Annotated in this window: 17 protein-coding genes; 7 read left to right on the forward strand and 10 right to left on the reverse strand. The window is 66.9% G+C overall.

Going from position 1 to position 18,159, the window contains the following annotated elements; all coding sequences use genetic code 11:
• Positions 1-22: 22 nt before the first annotated feature.
• Positions 23-1,624, reverse strand: coding sequence for a glucose-6-phosphate isomerase (locus WH5701_RS07255; protein WP_037980669.1), 1,602 nt, complete (start codon positions 1,622-1,624; stop codon positions 23-25).
• A gap of 167 nt (positions 1,625-1,791) precedes the next feature.
• Between WH5701_RS07255 and WH5701_RS07260 the strand changes: the two genes are divergently transcribed.
• A complete protein-coding gene (locus tag WH5701_RS07260) occupies positions 1,792-2,685 on the forward strand; it encodes a hypothetical protein (protein WP_006171491.1) in 894 nt (297 codons plus the stop codon).
• A 10-nt stretch (positions 2,686-2,695) separates the two neighbouring features.
• Here the strand turns inward: WH5701_RS07260 and WH5701_RS07265 are convergent, their stop codons facing one another.
• The 3 genes from WH5701_RS07265 to WH5701_RS07275 are packed head-to-tail and all read right to left on the reverse strand — an operon-like array spanning position 2,696 to position 5,650.
• Positions 2,696-3,589: a peptidoglycan recognition family protein gene (locus tag WH5701_RS07265; RefSeq protein WP_006171492.1), complete on the reverse strand. Its 894-nt coding sequence runs from the start codon at positions 3,587-3,589 to the stop codon at positions 2,696-2,698.
• The gene (locus tag WH5701_RS07270) at positions 3,583-5,298 is read right to left on the reverse strand and encodes a M61 family metallopeptidase (RefSeq protein WP_006171493.1); all 1,716 of its coding nucleotides are present in this window, start codon (positions 5,296-5,298) and stop codon (positions 3,583-3,585) included. Before WH5701_RS07270 ends, WH5701_RS07265 begins: the two co-directional genes overlap by 7 nt.
• Before the next feature lie 7 nt (positions 5,299-5,305).
• On the reverse strand, positions 5,306-5,650 hold the full coding sequence (locus WH5701_RS07275; protein WP_037979764.1) for a DUF1257 domain-containing protein: 345 nt from the start codon (positions 5,648-5,650) through the stop codon (positions 5,306-5,308).
• A gap of 7 nt (positions 5,651-5,657) precedes the next feature.
• Here WH5701_RS07275 and purN point away from each other — a divergent pair, with 7 nt between their 5' ends.
• A complete protein-coding gene (gene purN, locus WH5701_RS07280; protein ID WP_071934226.1) occupies positions 5,658-6,365 on the forward strand; it encodes a phosphoribosylglycinamide formyltransferase in 708 nt (235 codons plus the stop codon).
• Here purN and argC read toward each other — a convergent pair.
• Positions 6,304-7,380, reverse strand: coding sequence for an N-acetyl-gamma-glutamyl-phosphate reductase (argC, locus tag WH5701_RS07285; RefSeq protein ID WP_006171497.1), 1,077 nt, complete (start codon positions 7,378-7,380; stop codon positions 6,304-6,306). The two genes, purN and argC, sit on opposite strands and share 62 nt — an antisense overlap.
• Before the next feature lie 223 nt (positions 7,381-7,603).
• Here argC and ribBA point away from each other — a divergent pair, with 223 nt between their 5' ends.
• Complete coding sequence (ribBA, locus tag WH5701_RS07290; protein ID WP_006171498.1) at positions 7,604-9,196, forward strand: bifunctional 3,4-dihydroxy-2-butanone-4-phosphate synthase/GTP cyclohydrolase II; 1,593 nt, start codon at positions 7,604-7,606, stop codon at positions 9,194-9,196.
• Between the two features lie 23 nt (positions 9,197-9,219).
• Here the strand turns inward: ribBA and WH5701_RS07295 are convergent, their stop codons facing one another.
• On the reverse strand, positions 9,220-9,660 hold the full coding sequence (locus WH5701_RS07295) for a peptidylprolyl isomerase (protein ID WP_037979766.1): 441 nt from the start codon (positions 9,658-9,660) through the stop codon (positions 9,220-9,222).
• 90 nt (positions 9,661-9,750) lie between these two features.
• On the opposite strand from WH5701_RS07295, the gene mtnP reads away from it, so the two are divergent.
• Entirely contained in the window at positions 9,751-10,698 is a 948-nt protein-coding gene (gene mtnP, locus WH5701_RS07300; RefSeq protein WP_006171500.1) for an S-methyl-5'-thioadenosine phosphorylase, read from the forward strand.
• Here the strand turns inward: mtnP and murQ are convergent.
• From murQ to dnaK, 4 genes are all read right to left on the reverse strand, one after another.
• Entirely contained in the window at positions 10,686-11,642 is a 957-nt protein-coding gene (gene murQ, locus WH5701_RS07305; protein WP_006171501.1) for an N-acetylmuramic acid 6-phosphate etherase, read from the reverse strand. The genes mtnP and murQ overlap by 13 nt on opposite strands.
• Positions 11,639-12,055: a DUF3110 domain-containing protein gene (locus WH5701_RS07310; protein WP_006171502.1), complete on the reverse strand. Its 417-nt coding sequence runs from the start codon at positions 12,053-12,055 to the stop codon at positions 11,639-11,641. The genes murQ and WH5701_RS07310 overlap by 4 nt, the downstream gene beginning before the upstream one ends.
• Positions 12,056-12,116: 61 nt before the next feature.
• The gene (locus WH5701_RS07315) at positions 12,117-13,058 is read right to left on the reverse strand and encodes a DnaJ C-terminal domain-containing protein (protein WP_006171503.1); all 942 of its coding nucleotides are present in this window, start codon (positions 13,056-13,058) and stop codon (positions 12,117-12,119) included.
• Positions 13,059-13,063: 5 nt separating this feature from the next.
• Positions 13,064-15,214 (reverse strand): molecular chaperone DnaK, encoded by a 2,151-nt coding sequence (gene dnaK, locus WH5701_RS07320; RefSeq protein ID WP_006171504.1) that lies wholly within the window; start codon positions 15,212-15,214, stop codon positions 13,064-13,066.
• Positions 15,215-15,399: 185 nt separating this feature from the next.
• On the opposite strand from dnaK, the gene pstC reads away from it, so the two are divergent.
• From pstC to pstB, 3 genes are read left to right on the forward strand one after another with little or no spacing between them, the layout of a single operon-like run.
• A complete protein-coding gene (pstC, locus tag WH5701_RS07325) occupies positions 15,400-16,362 on the forward strand; it encodes a phosphate ABC transporter permease subunit PstC (RefSeq protein ID WP_006171505.1) in 963 nt (320 codons plus the stop codon).
• Positions 16,363-16,372: 10 nt separating this feature from the next.
• Positions 16,373-17,266: a phosphate ABC transporter permease PstA gene (pstA, locus tag WH5701_RS07330; RefSeq protein WP_006171506.1), complete on the forward strand. Its 894-nt coding sequence runs from the start codon at positions 16,373-16,375 to the stop codon at positions 17,264-17,266.
• Between the two features lie 43 nt (positions 17,267-17,309).
• Entirely contained in the window at positions 17,310-18,128 is an 819-nt protein-coding gene (gene pstB, locus WH5701_RS07335) for a phosphate ABC transporter ATP-binding protein PstB (protein ID WP_006171507.1), read from the forward strand.
• The last annotated feature ends 31 nt before the right edge of the window (positions 18,129-18,159 follow it).

An 18,159-nucleotide genomic window follows, 5' to 3' on the forward strand; every position in this document is an offset into this window, starting at 1 on the left:
TGGCCGGGCCAGCTGAAGGGGCTCACACCTTCCGGAACACCAGGCCGGCCGGATCGCCCCAGTCGCCCTCGGCGCTGAAGCCGCGGTCATTGCCGCAGAGGTGGCGCAGGATCCAGAAGGCTGCCTCGGGGCTGGGGAGCTGCAGCTCCTCCCCGATCGCCGCCACCGAGCGGGCTTGTCCATCGGCGAGCAAGGCCTCCACCCGGCCCTGGAGGTCCAGGATCGTGGCGGCGGCCTTCTTGCCCGCCTCCACCCCGGGCTGGTCGTAGGCATTCACGTTCACCAGCTCGCCGTAGAGCCCCACGGCCCGCTCGAACAGGGCCACCAGCGCCCCGAGGCTGCGGGCGTCGAAGCGACGAAGGCTGATCGAAAGGCTCTGGCGTCCACCCTCGGTGAGGGCGGAGCGGGTGCCCTGCAGAAATCCATCGAGGAAGTCGCCGGGGTAGTCCCCGTCAACGGGGGCCACATCAGCCGGATCATCGAGGGCTTCGATGAAGGTGACGAAGAAGTTATCGACCCCATCACGCAGCTGCTGCACATAGGCGTGCTGATCGGTGGAGCCCTTGTTGCCGTACACGGCAATCCCCTGATGCACCTCGCGGCCATCGCGATCGAGCCGCTTGCCCAGCGACTCCATCACCAGCTGCTGCAGGTAACGGCTGAACACCTCCAGCCGGTCGCGGTAGGGCAGCACCACCATGTCGCGCCCTCCGGCTCCGCCGCCGGCCACATGCCAGGCGGCGGCCATCAGGGCCGCGGGGTTCTCGCGCAGGTTGGCCGCCCGGGTGGCCGCATCCATGCGCGCCGCCCCTTCAAGGAAGCCGTGGAGATCGGCACCGATCAGGGCCGCAGGAAGCAGGCCCACGGCGCTGGTGATGCTGGTTCGCCCCCCCACCCAATCGAACATGTCGAAGCGGGCCAGCCAGCCCTCAGCCTCGGCCCGCTGATCCAGCTGGGAGCCCACCATGGTGACGGCAACAGCCTGCTGGGCCCACGAGCCGCCGAGAGCCTCCAGGCGGGCACGGGCCTGCTCCATGCCGAGGCGAGGCTCGGGCGTGCCACCCGACTTGCTCACCACCACAACCAGGGTGGTGAGCAGCCGCTCTCCGAGGGCCGAGAGGGTGCGGCTCATCCCCTGGGGATCGACGTTGTCGAAGAAGTGGAACGGCAGCCCCAGCCCCTCCTCTTTGAGAGCGCGAAGGATCAGCAATGGACCGAGACCCGATCCGCCAATGCCGATCCAGAGCACATCGGTGAAGGGCGTGCCCGACGGCGCCGGGCAGGCCCCCCCGATCACCTGCTGGCCGAAGGCATCGATCCGCTCCACCTCCGCCTTGATGTGGGCCGCCGCCTCCGGATCAGGCGCGAGATCGGGGGTGCGCAGCCAGTAATGGCCCACCTGACGACCCTCATCGGGATTGGCGATCGCGCCGGCCTCCAGGGCCTGCATCGCCGTAAAGGCGCGATCGAAGGCAGGTTCCAAGGCTTCCAAGTGGGCCTGGTTGAGCTCCATCCGGCTGACATCGACCCAGATGCCCAGGTCGTCGTGATGCCAGAGCAGGTCGCAGAAGCGCTGCCACTGCACCTGGGGCTCATGGAAGCTGTAATCCGGAAGCGTCGTCATGCGGGCGGGTTTCACGAATCGGCTGCCGAGGCTGAACTTATCCGTGGAAGGGCCCCCAAGGAAGCGCAGGGGTGCCATGCCACACCGAAGCCGGCCAGATCAGGGTGATTGGTATGGACGGAAACACAAACGACCCCAGGAGCAGGGATGTCCAGATTGAGCCGTTAATGTTCAAGAAATATTTTGACCTGCGGAATTTCTTGACGACACGCCCTGCGACGGTCTCGTTCCCCCCCTGGGGCAGGCCGAAACACTGGGCTGTTTCCCTGGCTGCCGCCCTTTCGCTGCTGAGCCTTGCCTCAGGCTCTCCTCAGCGCCACCTCTCCAGCTCCTCACTGCTCACCGAGCCAGGCCTGACGGCCAGCCTCAGCACCGACAGCAGTGACCCGGAATCCTTCACCAGTGAAGGGCAGCGTCCCGATCCCATTGATTTCACCCCGGAAGAACTGAAGGAGCTGCAACGCCGCTTCGGGGTGCACGGACCCCAGGCCCCTCTCGCCCAACTGTTCACCCATGGCCTCGATCAACTCACCCCGCTGAGGGCCCGCACCGTGGAACGGCTCGAGGAGCTGCGGCCCACGATCCTTCAGGAGAGCCGACGGCACCGGATCAACCCGATGCTGGTGGCGGCCGTCCTTTTCGATGAGATTCAGCACGCCAAACCCGGTGAGGACCTGCCGCTGGCGGCCCAGTCGGGCCTGTTCAGCACCCATGGACCCGCCCAGCTCGGCATCGGCGAACTGATCCATCAGGGCCTGCTCCCCGCCGAGCCAACGGCCGAACAGATCCAGACCGCCCGGCTCGAGCTGCTCGATCCGAGCCGCAACGTGACCCTGCTGGTGGGCAAGTTCGCCCGTCTGAGCCGCGAACTGGGACTGCCCAGCGACCGCCAACTGGAGGCCAGCCGCAGCCCCCGCGATGCCAAGGCGCTCGCCACCCTCGCCTATCTCCACAACGGCAAGCTCGATTACCCCGCCCGCATCCTGAGCTACATGCAGGATCCTGAACTGCATGCTCTGATTTATTCCGAGCGCAAGCCCCAGCTCTCACCGCTGATCTGAAGCGAGGTCTTCAGCAGAGCTGACCGAGGGCACCCAGCCTGCTCTGGAGCGCCCCCCAGTTGAAGCTGCGGGGGTCTGCGCGTTCTCCGCCCAGATCCACCTGACGGTGGGTGGTGATGTGAGAGGCGGGGATGGGGAAGCGGCGCATCCAGTCGGTGAGCACCAGGGCCAGGGCGTCGTACTGCTTGCTGCTGTAGCCGCTGTGGGCGGTGTCGTTGTCTTCCCCATCCAGGGGGGTTTCCAGGCTGATGTGCAGGGCGAAGTTGTTGATCGAGCCACCCACCCGGGGGTTGGTGACCACCCATCGGCCGTTGAAGGCGGAATTGCCGGCCCCGAAAGCCCGTTGGCCGGGATCGAGCACGTCGATCACCTGACCATCAAGGCCGATCAGGGTGTGATAGCTCACCTGATCGTCATCCCTGGGATGGGGGGTCTGGAAGGTGCGCAGGGCTGAGCCGATCCCATACACAGTTTCATGCAGGACCACCACCTGGGGAGTGGGATCGGTCGGATGGCCGAAGGCATCGCGCTCGAAGCGCACCCCGTAATTGCTGGGGTCGATCGGCAAGCGCCGTCGACGCTCGGGCAACGCCGCGAGCTCCCCCTCCAGCCGCTGGCGCAGCCGCGGGTCGAGGTCGACACACTGACGGGCCAGGGGGCTGACCCAGGCCGGCCGTGGTGGCGGCAGGGGCGAGGGCCGCCGGGGCGGAGAGTCTCGTGAGGGTTGCGGCTGGGTGACCTGCTCGAGCAGTTGCAGCAGCGAAGGGCGGCTGGCGGCCTCGGAGCTGGCGGTGAGATCACGGCCCAGCCAGCCCAGGCAGCCAAGGCCCAGGATCACCGCTCCGCCCAGAAGACCCATGGCCAGGGGCTTACCGCGCAGACGCTGCAGAAGGGTGTTCAACATGGCACCACTCCCAGCCACTGGCGGCGGCGCTGCTCCGCCTCGGGTCCGGCAGCAGGATCCACCAGCAGCCGCCAACTCTCGATCGCCGGCGCCGCTGCGGTGATGGCCAGGGTGCGCAGACGCCCACGCCTGCTGATGGTGATCGCCTGGCACTGCTGTTCCTGCAGCAGCGGAGCCAGATCTTCTGGCTTGCGCAGGCGAAGACCATCCAGGGCAATCAGCTCATCACCCAGCACCAGGCCGGCCTCCTGGGCGGGCCCACCGCGCACCACTCGAACCACCTCCAGGGCTCCTCCCTGCAGCGAAGACCTCAGACCGAGATTGGCCGCCGAGGCCCGCTGGGGCTCCAGCATCAGACCCACATCCTGGAGGTAGGCGGGCAGATCGGGATCCTCAAAGCCATCCAACCAGGCCGGCAGGCGAGCGGCCAGACCAGGCGAGCGGGCTCTGAAGGCCTCCAGCAGGTCGTGCTCCCGGTAGCCCCGGCCCCAGCGGCCCAGACGGGCCCAGAGATCCCGCAACACCTGGGCCAGACACGATCCCGAGCGGCGCAACTCCAGATCAAGGACCAGTGAGAGGATGGCTCCCTTGAGGTAGTAACTGATCTGATTGTCGTCGCTGTTGGCCTCACGCCGGTAGAGCTTCACCCAGGCCTCCTCGGAGCTCTGGCGCAGACTCTGCCCACCAAGACGACCTGGGATGAGCAGGTAACGGCTGAGATCGGTACCTAAATCGTGCACGACATCATCTTCGCTCGATAAACCAGCCAAGTGGGGCAGGAGCTGGTCGAAATAGCTGGTGACCCCTTCGGCGAACCACAGACCGGGCACGATCACGGGCCTGTCGTAGTCGATCGGGCAGAGGGCGGCGGGCCTGAGCCGGCGCACATTCCACTGGTGGAGATACTCGTGGGCCACCAGCTGCAGCAGCTGGCGATAGCCCTCGGGCTTGAGCAGGGTCTGGCGGCCGAACTGCAGCACCGTGGAGGTGTCGTGTTCCAGACCTCCGTAGCCCTGATCGAGCAGATGCAGCACGAACAGGTACTCGGGAGCGGCAGGTGCGGACTCGCCCATCAACCGGCAACAGGCCTCACACACCGCCGCCACGTCCTGCAGCAGCGTGGGGTGGGCCTTGAGCAGGCTGTCCGGCGCGGTGGCCTCCCAGCAGACCCAGCGATGGGGCACTCCGGCCACGCTGAACCGGTGCTCACGGTGGGGTCCCGTTTCCACCGGGGTGTCCACCAGCTGATCGAAGTCGGCCGCCAGCCAGGTCCCATCGGCCTGAAGCGGCAAGGGCACGAAGGGCTGCCAGCCCGCCGGCAAGCGCAGGCTCAGACGGTGGGGGGTCCAGCGTTCCCCCTCGACCTGCAGCGCCAGGGCCGCAAGGGCCAGAAAGCCGTGGTCGCCATCGAGGTGGCAGGTGCGCACGGTCAGGTCGGAGGCCAACACGTCGTAGTGGATCTCCAGCGGCTGCAGTGATGGCAGCTCAAGCCGCCAGCCGGCGGGATCACTACGGCTCGGCAGCAGGCGTTCTGTTCCCTGGCGAATCTCCAGGGCTTCCAGGTGACGGACGTAATCGCGGATCAGGTAGGAGCCCGGTGTCCAGGCGGGCAGACGCAGGCGCAGCACCTTGGTGGCCGGCGTGAAGCGGAGGCTGACATGGACCAGGTGGCGTTGGGGCTCGCTCAGGTCCAGAAAAAGATCAACCACCCGGCCTTCAGGACACCAGTTCGATCGAGGCCATCGGCAGCTCAAGGGCAGCGTCCTGCAGGGCGAGCCGGGCGGCATAGCGCCGGGTGAGGCGGCCCAGGAAAGTCTGGAGGGGACGGGAACGGCTCAGTCGCTGCAGATCGCCGAGAAGGGCGAAACTGCCGTCGGCCTGGCGGCACCAACCGATCCACTGCTCCCCGGCGAAGCGAACCTTGAGATCAACCGGGGTGGGCTCCCCGGCAAAGCCTTCGAGCACACCGGCACGGATCGGGTCACAACCGAGGTCGGCCAGAGAGGCTGCCAGCAGATCCAGATCGCGGATCACCGTTGGCAGGATGGAGAGATGGGACAAGACGCCAATGCCCGCTTCGCCAGACCCTAGCGATCCGCCCGGTTGTGTCCAGTGGCCGTTGGCACAGCCCTGGCCCCCGCAAGCCAACGAGCTGCGGCTTGGGGTGATGGCCTCCGGGGAGGGCTCCAACTTCGAAGCGCTGGTGGCGGCCTGCCGTGAAGGCCCCCTGCGGGGCCGGGTGCTCCAGCTGGTGGTGAACAATCCCGGCTGCGGCGCCCAGGAGCGGGCCCGTCGGCTGGGGATCCCCTGTGCCTTGGTGGATCACCGCCGACACCGAAGCCGTGAGGAGCTGGATGGCGCCCTGATCGAAACCTTCGCGGCCACCGGTGTGGATCTGGTGGTGATGGCCGGCTGGATGCGGATCGTCACGCCGCTCCTGATCGGCGCCTTCCCCTCGCGCCTGATCAACATCCATCCATCGTTGCTGCCCAGCTTCCGGGGCCTCGATGCCGTGGGCCAGGCCCTCGCTGCAGGAGTCACCCTCAGCGGCTGCACCGCTCACCTCGTAACCGAGGACCTCGACGGAGGCCCGATCCTGGCCCAGGCCACTGTTCCGGTGCTCCCCGGCGACGACCGCGACACCCTGGCAGCCCGGATTCACCAGCAGGAACACCGCCTGCTGCCCCTGGCCGTGGCCCTCGCCGCGGCTCGGCTCAGGGATAGAACGGGAGCAGCGGCAAACCCATCGACGCCGGCAGGCCGGCCATCAGATTGAGGCACTGCACCCCCTGTCCCGCCTGGCCCTTGACCAGGTTGTCGACGGCGCTCATCAGGATCAGCTGGCCCGTGCGACTGTCGACCTGAACCGAGAGCAGGGCCCGGTTGGTCTGGCGGGTCCATTTGGTGGAGGGGTAGGTGCCCACTGGCAGCACCTCCACGCAGGGGCTGTGGCGGTAGGCGGCCTGAAGCACGGTGGTGCAGTCTTCGGCGGTCAGGCCCGGATCCCGCAGCCGCCCGTAGACCGTGGCCAGCAGACCCCGCACCATCGGCATCAGGTGCGGAGTGAACTGCAGCTGGATCGGCTGCCCCGCCACCTGGCTGGCGGTCTGCTCGATCTCGCTGGTGTGGCGGTGCCCCACCACGCCGTAGGGAGCCACGGCCTCGCCCGCTTCCGCCAGGAGCAGATTCTCCTTGGCGGCTCGGCCACCGCCGGAGGTGCCGGTCTTGGCATCGATGATGATGCCGCTGCGATCGATCAGACCCTGCTTGAGGAAGGGCAGCAGCGGCAAGAGGCTGGCGGTGGGGAAACAACCAGGGGCCGCCACCAGCCGCGCCGCGCTGACACGCTTCTCCTCCCACTCCACCAGGCCATAGACCGCCTCGGCGCAGAGAACGCCATCGTGACGCTCAAACCGTTCGGCCTCGCTGGAGTACACCTCCTTCCACTGGGCCAGGGAGCGATAGCGGTAGTCGGCGGAGAGATCCACCACCTTCACCCCCCTCTCCAGCAGGGCGGGCACCAGCTGGGAGGCCAGCCCACTGGGAAGGCTGAGCACCGCGAAGTCGGCCTCAGCGGCGATTGCCTCGGGGTCGGGGGCCCGCACCACCGGGTTGCCCTCCAGGGGCAGGAAGGGAACCAGCTCGCTCCAGGCGTGGCCGGCACTGCGCTCACCCCCCAGATAACTGACCACGAATTCGGGGTGGTGATGGAGCAGGCGCAGGGTCTGAAGGCCGCCATAGCCGCTGGCGCCGATCACCGCGACGCGCCGGGCTGCTGTGGGGCTGACCATGCCGGAGGATCTGGGGCGCTGATCGTACCGGGCCCCCGCTCACGTTGAGCCAGCAAGTGATAGAGAATGCCTGATACCCGGTTCAGCTGTTCTGACTGTTCGCTCCGAGCGTTCCGCTCCCCTCGCCGGCGTCTCTGACGCCCCCCCACTCGCTGATCCGGGCCACGACCCGATCCGTTTCGATTCGATCGGCGATGCCCTCGCCGGCATCCGTAACGGCGAAATGATCGTCGTCGTCGATGATGAAAATCGCGAAAACGAAGGTGATCTGATCTGCGCGGCCCAGTTCGCCACTCCCGAGCAGATCAACTTCATGGCCACCGAAGCCCGTGGCCTGATCTGCCTGGCGATGGAAGGGGAGCGCCTCGACGCCCTCGAGCTGCCGCTGATGGTCGACCGCAACACGGACAGTAACCAGACCGCCTTCACCGTCAGCGTCGATGCCGGGCCCGAAAACGGCGTGAGCACGGGCATCAGCGCCGACGACCGCGCCCGCACGATCCAGGTGGCGATCCATCCGGCCAGCCGCCCGGCGGACCTGCGCCGGCCGGGCCACATCTTTCCCCTGCGGGCCCGCCAGGGCGGCGTGCTCAAGCGGGCGGGTCACACCGAGGCGGCCGTCGATCTCGCCCGTCTCTCCGGCCTGTACCCCGCAGGGGTGATCTGCGAGATCCAGAACCCTGATGGCTCGATGGCCCGGCTGCCCCAACTGGCGAGCTACGCCCGGCGCCATGGCCTGCGCCTGATCAATATCGCCGACCTGATCAGCTACCGGCTGGAAACGGAGCGCTTCGTGCGCCGTCAGGCCGAAGCCGAAATGCCGAGTGCCTTCGGTCAGTTCCGGGCGATCGGATACCGCAACGAGCTCGACGACAGCGAGCATGTGGCGATCGTCAAAGGGCACCCCGAGCTGGCCAGCGGACCGGTGCTGGTGCGAGTGCACTCGGAATGCCTCACCGGCGACGCTTTCGGCTCCCTGCGCTGCGATTGCCGGCCCCAGCTGGAGGCGGCCCTGCGCATGATCGAAGCCGCCGGCGAGGGGGTGGTGGTGTATCTGCGCCAGGAGGGTCGGGGCATTGGCCTGATCAACAAGCTCAAGGCCTACAGCCTTCAGGATGGCGGCCTTGACACCGTCGAGGCCAATGAGCGCCTCGGCTTTCCCGCCGACCTGCGCAACTATGGCGTCGGTGCCCAGATTCTCAGCGATCTGGGGGTTCATCACCTGCGCCTGATCACCAACAACCCACGCAAGATCGCCGGCCTCGGCGGCTACGGGCTGCGGGTGGAAGACCGGGTGCCGCTGGTGATGGATCCGGGCCAGCACAACGCCGCCTACCTGCTCACCAAACAGACCAAACTCGGCCATCTGATGCACTCCGGCCCGGCCCGGGAGCACACCGGGGCGGGCGGGCCCACAGCGGTGATCTCCTGGAGCGCCACGACCATGGCGCCGGAGCAGGCGGAAGCCGAGCACTGGCCCCAGCTGCGGCAGTGGGCCAGCCAGAGGGGGCTGGAGCTGCTGCGGGAGGAGCATCCCCGCCTGCTGGCCCTGCTGGGGCAACCGCAGCTTGCGCTGTTGCTCGCCCAGCAGGCCGGAGGGGACCAGCGCCTGGCCGAGGCTGATCTGCTCTCAGCCCTGACCTTGATGGCCGGCTGGGCCGGCACCAGGGCCGTGAGTCTGCTGCTGAGTCCCGATGCCCAGCGCAGCGCCCACCCCAGCTCCACCCTGGAGCCCGAGCGCCGGCCATTGCAGGAGCTCACTCAGGTCAGCCCCCAGCTGGTGACCACTCCCGGTGCCTTCGTGCGCTGGGGCTGAGCACCCAGCCGGAGCACGCAACCTCAGGGCAGGATCGTCACTTTGTTGATGCGGGTGCCCTTGCGGATCGCCAGCACCACATCCACATTGCTGGCCTGACCAAACACGGTGTGGACCCCATCGAGGTGGGGCTGGGCGTCATGGCAGAGGAAGAACTGGCTGCCGCCGGTGTTCTTGCCGGCATGGGCCATCGAGAGGGTGCCCGCCTGGTGCTTGCGGCTGTTGATCTCACAAGGAATCTTGTAGCCGGGGCCGCCGGTGCCGGGCATGCCATTGGCGCCGGCGCGGGTGTTGGGGCAACCGCCCTGGGCCATGAAGCCATCGATGACGCGGTGAAACGCCAGGCCGTCATAGAAGCCCGATTCGGCCAGCTTGACGAAGTTCGCGACACTGCCGGGGGCATCGGTGTCGAACAATTCGAGTTCCACCGTGCCTGCATCGGTCTCCATCAAAGCTTTGGTCATGGGGCTCGGAGCAAAAGCGGACTGTATCGAGTCTCGGGTAGAACGGTCCCCAGTCCTGCACGGGGCTTTCCCCTTCAGTCGGTCAAGCCCATGAGCCCCAACGTCGCTGCTTCGAGCCAGGGCCTCGACCTGAGCCGCGCACGCCTGGGGGTCCTCGGTGGCAGCGGGCTCTATGCCATCGAAGGGCTTGAGGACATCCGTGAACTGACGGTGGACACGCCCTTCGGACCACCATCGGACAACCTGCGCCTGGGAAGGATCGGGGGGCTGGAGGTGGTGTTCCTCGCGCGCCACGGACGCCACCACAACCACCTGCCCACAGAGGTGCCCTACCGGGCCAACCTCTGGGCCCTGCGCTCGCTGGGCGTGCGCTGGATCCTCTCCTGCTCCGCCGTGGGATCTCTGCAGGATCCCCTGCGGCCCCTCGACATGGTGGTGCCGGATCAGTTCATCGACCGCACCCACTCCAGGCCCGTGAGCTTCTTCGGCGGCGGCGCCGTGGCCCATGTGGGCATCGCTGATCCGTTCTGCCCGAGCCTCAGCAGGCTGCTGGCCGATGTGGCTGAAAGCCTGATGCCGGCGGGCCGCCAGCTGCACCGCCGCGGCACCTACCTCTGCATGGAGGGGCCGGCCTTCTCCACCCGTGCCGAATCGAACCTCTACCGCAGCTGGGGCTGCTCGGTGATCGGCATGACCAACCACAGCGAGGCCCGCCTGGCCCGGGAAGCCGAGATGGCCTATGCCACCCTGGCCATGGTCACCGACTACGACTGCTGGCACGGGGACCACGCCTCGGTGACCGTGGATCTGGTGATCGAGAACCTGCACGCCAACGCGGCCCTGGCCCAGCAGATCGTGGCGGTGGCGGCTGAGAGGATCGATGCCCAGAGGCCGCTCAGCAACTCCCACAGTGCCCTGCGGGATGCCCTGATGACCCCGAAAGAGCAGGTGCCGGCTGACACCCGCCGCAAACTCGATCTGTTCACCGCCCCCTACTGGGGGGCTTTCGAAACGGCCGCTGCAGCTCAGGCCAGCTGAGCACCGAGCTGCTCCAGGGCCTGCCTCACCTGGCCGTCGTGAGCGCTTAGAGCTGCATCGGCCTGCTCGGCGCTCAGACCGGCGGCGGCCATCACCAGGGCCCGCTTGACTGAACCGCCCGCGGCGGCGAGCAGCTCGGATCCCCGCTCACGCTCCACCCCGGCCAGGTCCCTGAGGATGCGCAGGGCACGGTCTTCCAGCTTGCTGTTGGTGACGGCCACATCCACCATGCGGTTGCCGTACACCTTGCCCAGCCGCACCATCACCCCGGTGGAGATGATGTTCAGGGCCATCTTGGTGGCCGTGCCCGCCTTGAGGCGCGTGGAGCCGGTGAGCAGCTCCGCCCCGGTGACCAGCCGGATGTCGATGGTGCAGGGCATCGGCGCCTGCTCTTGCGGGACGCAGGCCATGGCGATCGCCAGGGCGCCGAGGGAGCGGGCATGCTCCAGGCCGCCGAGCACGTAGGGGGTGGTGCCGCCAGCAGCGATGCCCACCAGGGCGTCAGCGGGAGTGAAGCCCCGCTCGATCAGATCATCACGGCCGGCTTCGCGCAGGTCCTCAAGGCCTTCGGAACTGCGCAGCAGAGCCGGTGCACCGCCGGCAAGCACACCCTGAACAAGCTCCGGGGGGGTGCAGAAGGTGGGAGGACACTCGGCCGCATCGAGGACGCCGAGGCGCCCGGAAGTGCCGGCACCGAGGTAGAACAGCCGGCCGCCTGAGCGCAGGCGAGCGCTGATGGCCTCCACCGCCTCAGCCAGGGCCGGTGCCGCCGCCTCCATGGCCAGCAGCGCCTTCTCGTCTTCCCTGCAGAACAGATCGACGAGTTCGCTGGAGCTGAGCTGATCGAGGCTGGCACTGGCTGGGTTGGCCTGCTCGGTGAGCAGATGGCCACGGTCGGGAGCGGCGGATCCAGCCAGGGCGGCGCCCGGTTCAGGGGGAATCACAGCAGGCCCTCCAGGCGGCGGCGGAAGGCTTCGAGCTCGGCATTTTCGGGGCTGCTCTCCTCGCCGCTGTCCTGGGGAGCGGCAGAGCGGCTGGGCTCGTCCTTCCAGTGGGTCAGATCCATGTTCCGCTCCGGCGGGGCAATCAGCAGGCGCTCTTCCGGAGAGCTGGGCAGGAAGCCGGAAGGCACGAAACGGGCCTCATAGCCCGCCTGGCCGCAGAACAGCTCCATCTCCTCCCGCTCGATCGCCTCCACGCTCGGGACGGGGAAATCCTGGGCCTCGAGCAGACCCGCATAGCGCTCGGCATCGTCCCGTTCCTCGAACAGCAGCACCACGGTGCGGCCATTCAGCTCCAGGGAGTGAATGCCTTCGTTGTCGGTGCCTGCTTCGAACAGCAGCACATGGACGGGCATGAAGCGAACCAATCCCAGCCGCTCAGTGTCCCATTGATTGTCGCCTGCGCTGTAGGGCCTTTCAGCCATCGCGGGACAACTCCTCCAGCCGTCTGTAGAGCGCCACTTCGGCGTCGCTGATCTGCTCCGGCAGAACGATGCGCAGCTCGACCAGCTGATCGCCGCGCCGCTCTCCCTGGCTGAGGCCAAGACCCCGCAGGCGCAGCAGCCGACCACTGGAGGAGCAGGGTGGCACCGTGAGCTGCACCCGCCCCTCGAGAGTGGGGACCACCACCTTGCAGCCCAGGGCCGCTTCGGCTGGCGACAGCTCCAGGTCGTAGTGAACCCGCAGGCCGTCGATGCGCAGACCATCAGGGCGGCGCACCCGCAGCTGCAGGAAATGGTCGGCCCCGCCCGGGGCGACACCGGCCAGGCGCAGGCGCCAGCCATCTCCGGCCAGGGGAGGTGTCCAGAGCTCCACCGCCAGGCCACCTGGAAGCTCCAGCTCCAGCCGGGTGCCGGCGAGGGCCTGCTCGGGGCTGAGATCCACCACCGTCTCCAGATCGCTGGCGGCCTGAACCGGCGGTGGTGGGGGCGGGGCGTGGGTCACCTCGACCCCTGGCTCCTCCCGAGGCCGAGAGGGTTCCGGCCGCTCCTGCTCGAGATCGGCCTCTGTCTCCACGGGTGCATCCGGACGAGACTGTCGGCCGAACAGGGCATCGAGATAGTCGTCGAAGTCGGGGAAACCCGTAGCGAAGGGATCGGCGCGCTCGGCCCTCAGCGATCCGGGATCCCGCCCGGATTCCCAGGCCTGGCGACGGCGTGGATCCGAGAGCACGGCATAGGCCTCGTTGACCCGCTTGAAACGCTCCTCGGCCACCGGATCGTTGCCATTGAGATCCGGATGCCATCGGCGCGCCTGGGCACGAAAGCCGCGCTTGAGGGCCGCGGCATCGGCCCCCGGGCTCAGCCCGAGGACCGCCCAGTGGTCATCACCGACTGTGGCGGTGGGGCTGCGGCTCACCGTCTTCAGTCCTCAGCCCAGGGATCGTCGGCCCTGGGGCTGGGGCGCCGGCGCCCTTCGGCGGCCGGTTCATAGCGATCAGAGCGATCGGGGCGTGGAGGCTCCCGGCGGGGAGGCTCGGGCCTGGAGCGCTCCAACCGTGGACTTTCGTAGGAGGAGTAGCCCTCCTCCCGGTAGCCGCCGTTGCGGGACGGGGGAGCCCATGGATCCCCTCCCCAGCGCTCGGAGGGGCCGGGACGAGAGCGGTCCCACTCGTCCCAGTCGTCTTCGTCGGAGAAGAGGTCGTCCTTGATCGAGCCCAGGGTGTTTTTGAGGCCCTGCAAGGGGCCCGACTCCGTCTTGCGTTCGCTGATCAGACGGCGATTGAGACCATAGAGGGCTTCCTGCAACTGACTGACAGCCAGATCGAGTTCGGCCGGGTCGGAATCGTCGAGCAGGACCTGCACCTCGCGCAGAGCCATCTCCACGGAGCGCTGCTGCCTCTCAGCGCCGTAGGGACCGAGCTCGAGGGCGGCATCCCGCAGACGGCGCTCCGCCTGGGCCACCAGGGTCTGGGCCCGGTTGAGCCGATCCACCGCCACCCGCTTGCGCCGGTCTTCGGCGAACTTGCGCTGAGCCTCCTCCAGCAGTGCCTGAATCTCCTGTTCACTGAGGTTGGAGCCCCCTTGAATGCTCACGCTCTGCTGACGGCCGGTGGTGCGGTCGGTGGCCGACACCTGCAGCAGGCCGTTGGCGTCGATGTCGAGCGACACCTGCACCTGGGGCACACCCCGGGGGGCGGGCTGAATGCCCGAAAGCCGGAAGCGGCCCAGCGATTTGTTATCCACCGCCATCTGGCGCTCCCCCTGGAGCACATGGATCTCCACTGCCGACTGGTTGGCCTCGGAGGTGCTGAACACATCCGATCGGCGCACGGGAATGGGGGTGTTGCGCGGGATCAGCACCTTCATCACCCCGCCGATCGTCTCCAGGCCGAGCGAGAGGGGAGTGACGTCGTTGAGCATCAGATCACGCAGATCGCCGGTGAGGATGCCGGCCTGCACCGCCGCACCGATGGCCACCACCTCATCGGGATTGACCGACTGACAGGGTTCGCGCGGAATCAGGGTGCGCACCATCTCCTGAACCATCGGCATGCGGGTGCTGCCGCCCACCAGCACCACGTCGTCGATGTCATCGGCCGTGAGACCGGAATCACGCAGGGCCCTCTGCACGGGACGCATCAGGCGATCGAGCAGATCGGGGCAGAGGGACTCGAAGGTGCGCCGCTCCAGGCTGGTCTCGATGTGCAGGGGTCCTTCGGGGCCCGTGGCGATGAACGGCAGCGAGATCGGAGTGGTGGTGACGCCGGAGAGCTCCTGCTTGGCCTTTTCGGCCGCCTCGCTCAGCCGCTGCAGAGCCTGGCGGTCCCGGCGCAGATCGATCTGATGACGGGCCTCGAAGGCTTCCGAGAGCCAGTCGACGATCCGCAGGTCCCAGTCATTGCCGCCCAGCTGGGTGTCGCCGCTGGTGGCCTTCACATCGAAGACGCCATTGGCGATGCGCAGCACCGACACATCGAAGGTGCCGCCACCCAGGTCGAACACCAGCACACGCTTGACCGCACTGCGGTCGAAGCCATAAGCCAGGGCCGCGGCTGTGGGTTCATTCAGGATCCGCTCCACCGTGAGCCCCGCCAGGCGGCCGGCGTCGCGGGTGGCCTGGCGCTGGGCATCATTGAAATAAGCGGGAACGGTGATCACTGCCGCTTCCACCGCTTCGCCTAGGTAGGTGGCAGCGTCGTCGACGAGTTTGCGCAGAATGCTGGCGAGCAGCTCCTCGGGGGCATACTCCCGCTCGGTGACAGGGCAGACGATGCGGACGTTGCCCTGGTCGTTGGCCCGCACGGTGTAGGGCACGGCCAGGCTGCCGTCGTCGAGTTCGTCCCAGCTGCGGCCGACGAAGCGCTTGAGGTTGGCGAAGGTGTTGCGGGGGTTGAGCACCAGCTGGCGACGGGCGAGCTGCCCCACCAGCAACTCCTGATCACGGCTGAAGCCCACCACCGACGGTGTGGTGCGACCCCCTTCGGCATTGGCGATCACCTGGGGCCGACCGCCCTCCAGCACCGCCACCACCGAATTGGTGGTGCCCAGGTCAATGCCAACGATCCGGCCCATGCATCCCCAAAGCGAAGCCCCAAACTACCGGCTTCCTGGCCGGAAGCCTGCGGGGCGGCTGCGCCCTGAGCCGCTCAATCCCGGCCGGTGTTAAGGCGTTCTTAGTGGTCGCGGGCCTGGATCGCAACCTAGGTTCTGACCATGGGCAGCCACTGCAGGCCACTCGTCTTCTCTTCTGTAGCTCCATGGTGATCCGATCTGAATCGGGCCAGGATCAGTTCACCTTGCGCAGACGCCCCTGGGCGGAACGCAGCATCGATAGCGGCTTCAAGCTGCTCACGATCGTGCTGGCGTCCCTGGTGGCCGTGGTGCTGCTCGGCATCTTCCTCACGGTGTTCAACGGGGCCAGGGAGGCGATGGCCACCTTCGGCCTTTCGTTCCTGGTCACCTCAGGCTGGGATCCGGTCAACAGCCAGTACGGCGCCTTCACAGCGATCTACGGCACTCTCGTGTCATCGCTGCTGGCGCTGTTCATTGCCGTACCGCTGGGGGTGGGAACCGCCATCTTCATCACCGAAAATCTGATTCCGCGCATCTGGCGTGAGCTGATCGGCGTGATGGTGGAACTGCTGGCAGCAATCCCCTCGGTGGTCCTGGGTCTTTGGGCCATCTTCGTGATGGAGCCGCTGCTCAGGCCGTTCCTCAGTTTCCTGCACCAGAGCCTGGGCTGGTTTCCCCTGTTCTCAACGGCCCCCAAGGGACCCGGGATGGCACCAGCGGTCCTGATTCTCGTGGTCATGATCCTGCCGATCATCACCGCCATTTCCCGGGATGCTCTCAACCAGGTGCCCCAGGAGCTGCGCCAGGGAGCCTACGGGGTGGGCAGCACCCGTTGGATCGCCATCTTCAATGTGATCCTGCCGGCGGCCATCTCCTCAATCATCGGTGGCGTGATGCTGGCTTTGGGCCGTGCCATGGGTGAAACGATGGCCGTGACCATGATCATCGGCAACTCGATGAACTTCAGCTGGTCACTGCTGGCGCCGGGGAACACCATCTCGGCGATGCTTGCCAACCAGTTCGGCGAGGCCGATGGCATCCAGGTGTCGGCCCTTCTCTATGCAGCTTTCATTCTGATGCTGCTCACCTTTGCCGTGAACATCCTCGCCCAATGGATCGTTCGCAAGTTCAGCCTGAGCTACAACTGAGCAGCCCGCCATGACCCTTGCCACACCAGCCCGTCCAGCCCGCTCGCTGCACTTCAATCCGGGGCTGAGGCGCAACCGCACCGACAAGCTCTTCACCTTGATTGCCGGGCTGTTCAGTCTGATCGCGGTGCTCCCTCTCATCCTGGTGCTGATCTATGTGCTGATCCAGGGGGGCAAGCTGATCAGCGTCAACCTCTTCACCCAGCTTCCTCCGGCCCCTGGCCTTGAAGGAGGCGGCATCGCCAACGCCATCATCGGCACCTTCGTGGTCACCCTGGTGGCCTCCCTGATTGCCATTCCTGTGGGTGTGGGAGGAGGGGTTTACCTGGCGGAATACGCCAGCAGTGGCTGGTTCGCCCAGTTCATCCGCGTCGGCAACGACATCCTGGCCGGAGTGCCATCAATCATCTGCGGGGTGTTCGTGTACAGCGCGATCGTGGCCACCCGTCTGTTCTTCGGTCAGTCCTATTCCGCCGCTGCCGGTGGTATCGCCCTGGCTGTATTGATGCTGCCCACGGTCATCAAAACAACCGATGAAGCCCTCAAACTGGTGCCCCAGGAACTGAGCTGGGGAGCCATCGGGATCGGTGCCTCGAAGTTCGTGACGATCACGCGCATCACTCTGCCCAGCGCGTTCACTCCGATCGCCACCGGGGTGGTCCTGGCCATCGCCCGGGCCGCCGGCGAAACGGCTCCCCTGATCTTCACGGCCTTGTTCTCACCCTTCTGGCCTGAGGGTCTGTTCAACCCGATCGCGTCGATGTCGGTGTTGATCTTCAACTTCGCCATCATGCCCTACGAGGCACAGAACTCCCTGGCCTGGGCCGCGTCGTTTGTGCTCGTGATGCTGATTCTTGGCGCAAATCTCCTGGCCCGCTGGATTCGCCGGTTCGCCTCCAGCTAGCCCCCTGAGCTCGGATTTCACCACCACCGCACCTGACCCAGCCATGACCAGCACCCTGAATCCACCCAGCACCAGCTCCACCCTGCCCAGCTGCCTCAGCCTGGAGAACGTCACCATCAGCTACGGCAGCTTCGAAGCCGTGCGTGATGTCTACATGGACATCCCCCGCAATCGGGTGACCGCCTTCATCGGCCCCTCCGGCTGCGGCAAATCGACCGTCCTGCGGGCCCTCAACCGCATGAACGATCTGATCGAGGGCTGCAGCCTGCGTGGTCGCGTGGTGTTCGATGGTCAGGACATGTATGCCCGAGAGGTGGATCCGGTGGAGGTACGCCGCCGCATCGGCATGGTGTTCCAGAAGCCCAACCCCTTCCCCAAGAGCATCTACGAGAACATCGCCTTTGGGGCTCGGATCAATGGCTACAAGGGCGACATGGATGAGCTGGTGGAGCGCTCCCTGCGCAAGGCGGCGATCTGGGATGAAACCAAGGACAAGCTCAAGGAGAGTGGCAATGCCCTCTCCGGCGGCCAGCAGCAGCGGCTGTGCATCGCCCGAGCCATCGCCGTGGAGCCGGAGGTGATCCTGATGGACGAGCCCTGCTCGGCACTTGATCCGATCTCCACCCTCAAGATCGAGGAGATGATGCATGAGCTCAAGAAGAGCTTCACCATCGTGATCGTCACCCACAACATGCAGCAGGCGGTACGGGTGTCGGACTACACCGGCTTCTTCAATGCCGAAGCCGTGGAAGGCGGCAGCGGCAAGGTGGGTTACCTGGTGGAGTTCAACGACACCGAGCGCATCTTCAACGCCCCGGTGCAGCAGGCCACCCAGGATTACGTCACCGGCCGCTTCGGCTGAACACCCTCTGGCCACACCTGCCAGTGGAACT

Origin of the sequence: Synechococcus sp. WH 5701 (assembly GCF_000153045.1) — a bacterium.
In the GTDB taxonomy this organism is placed as follows: domain Bacteria; phylum Cyanobacteriota; class Cyanobacteriia; order PCC-6307; family Cyanobiaceae; genus Regnicoccus_A; species Regnicoccus_A antarcticus.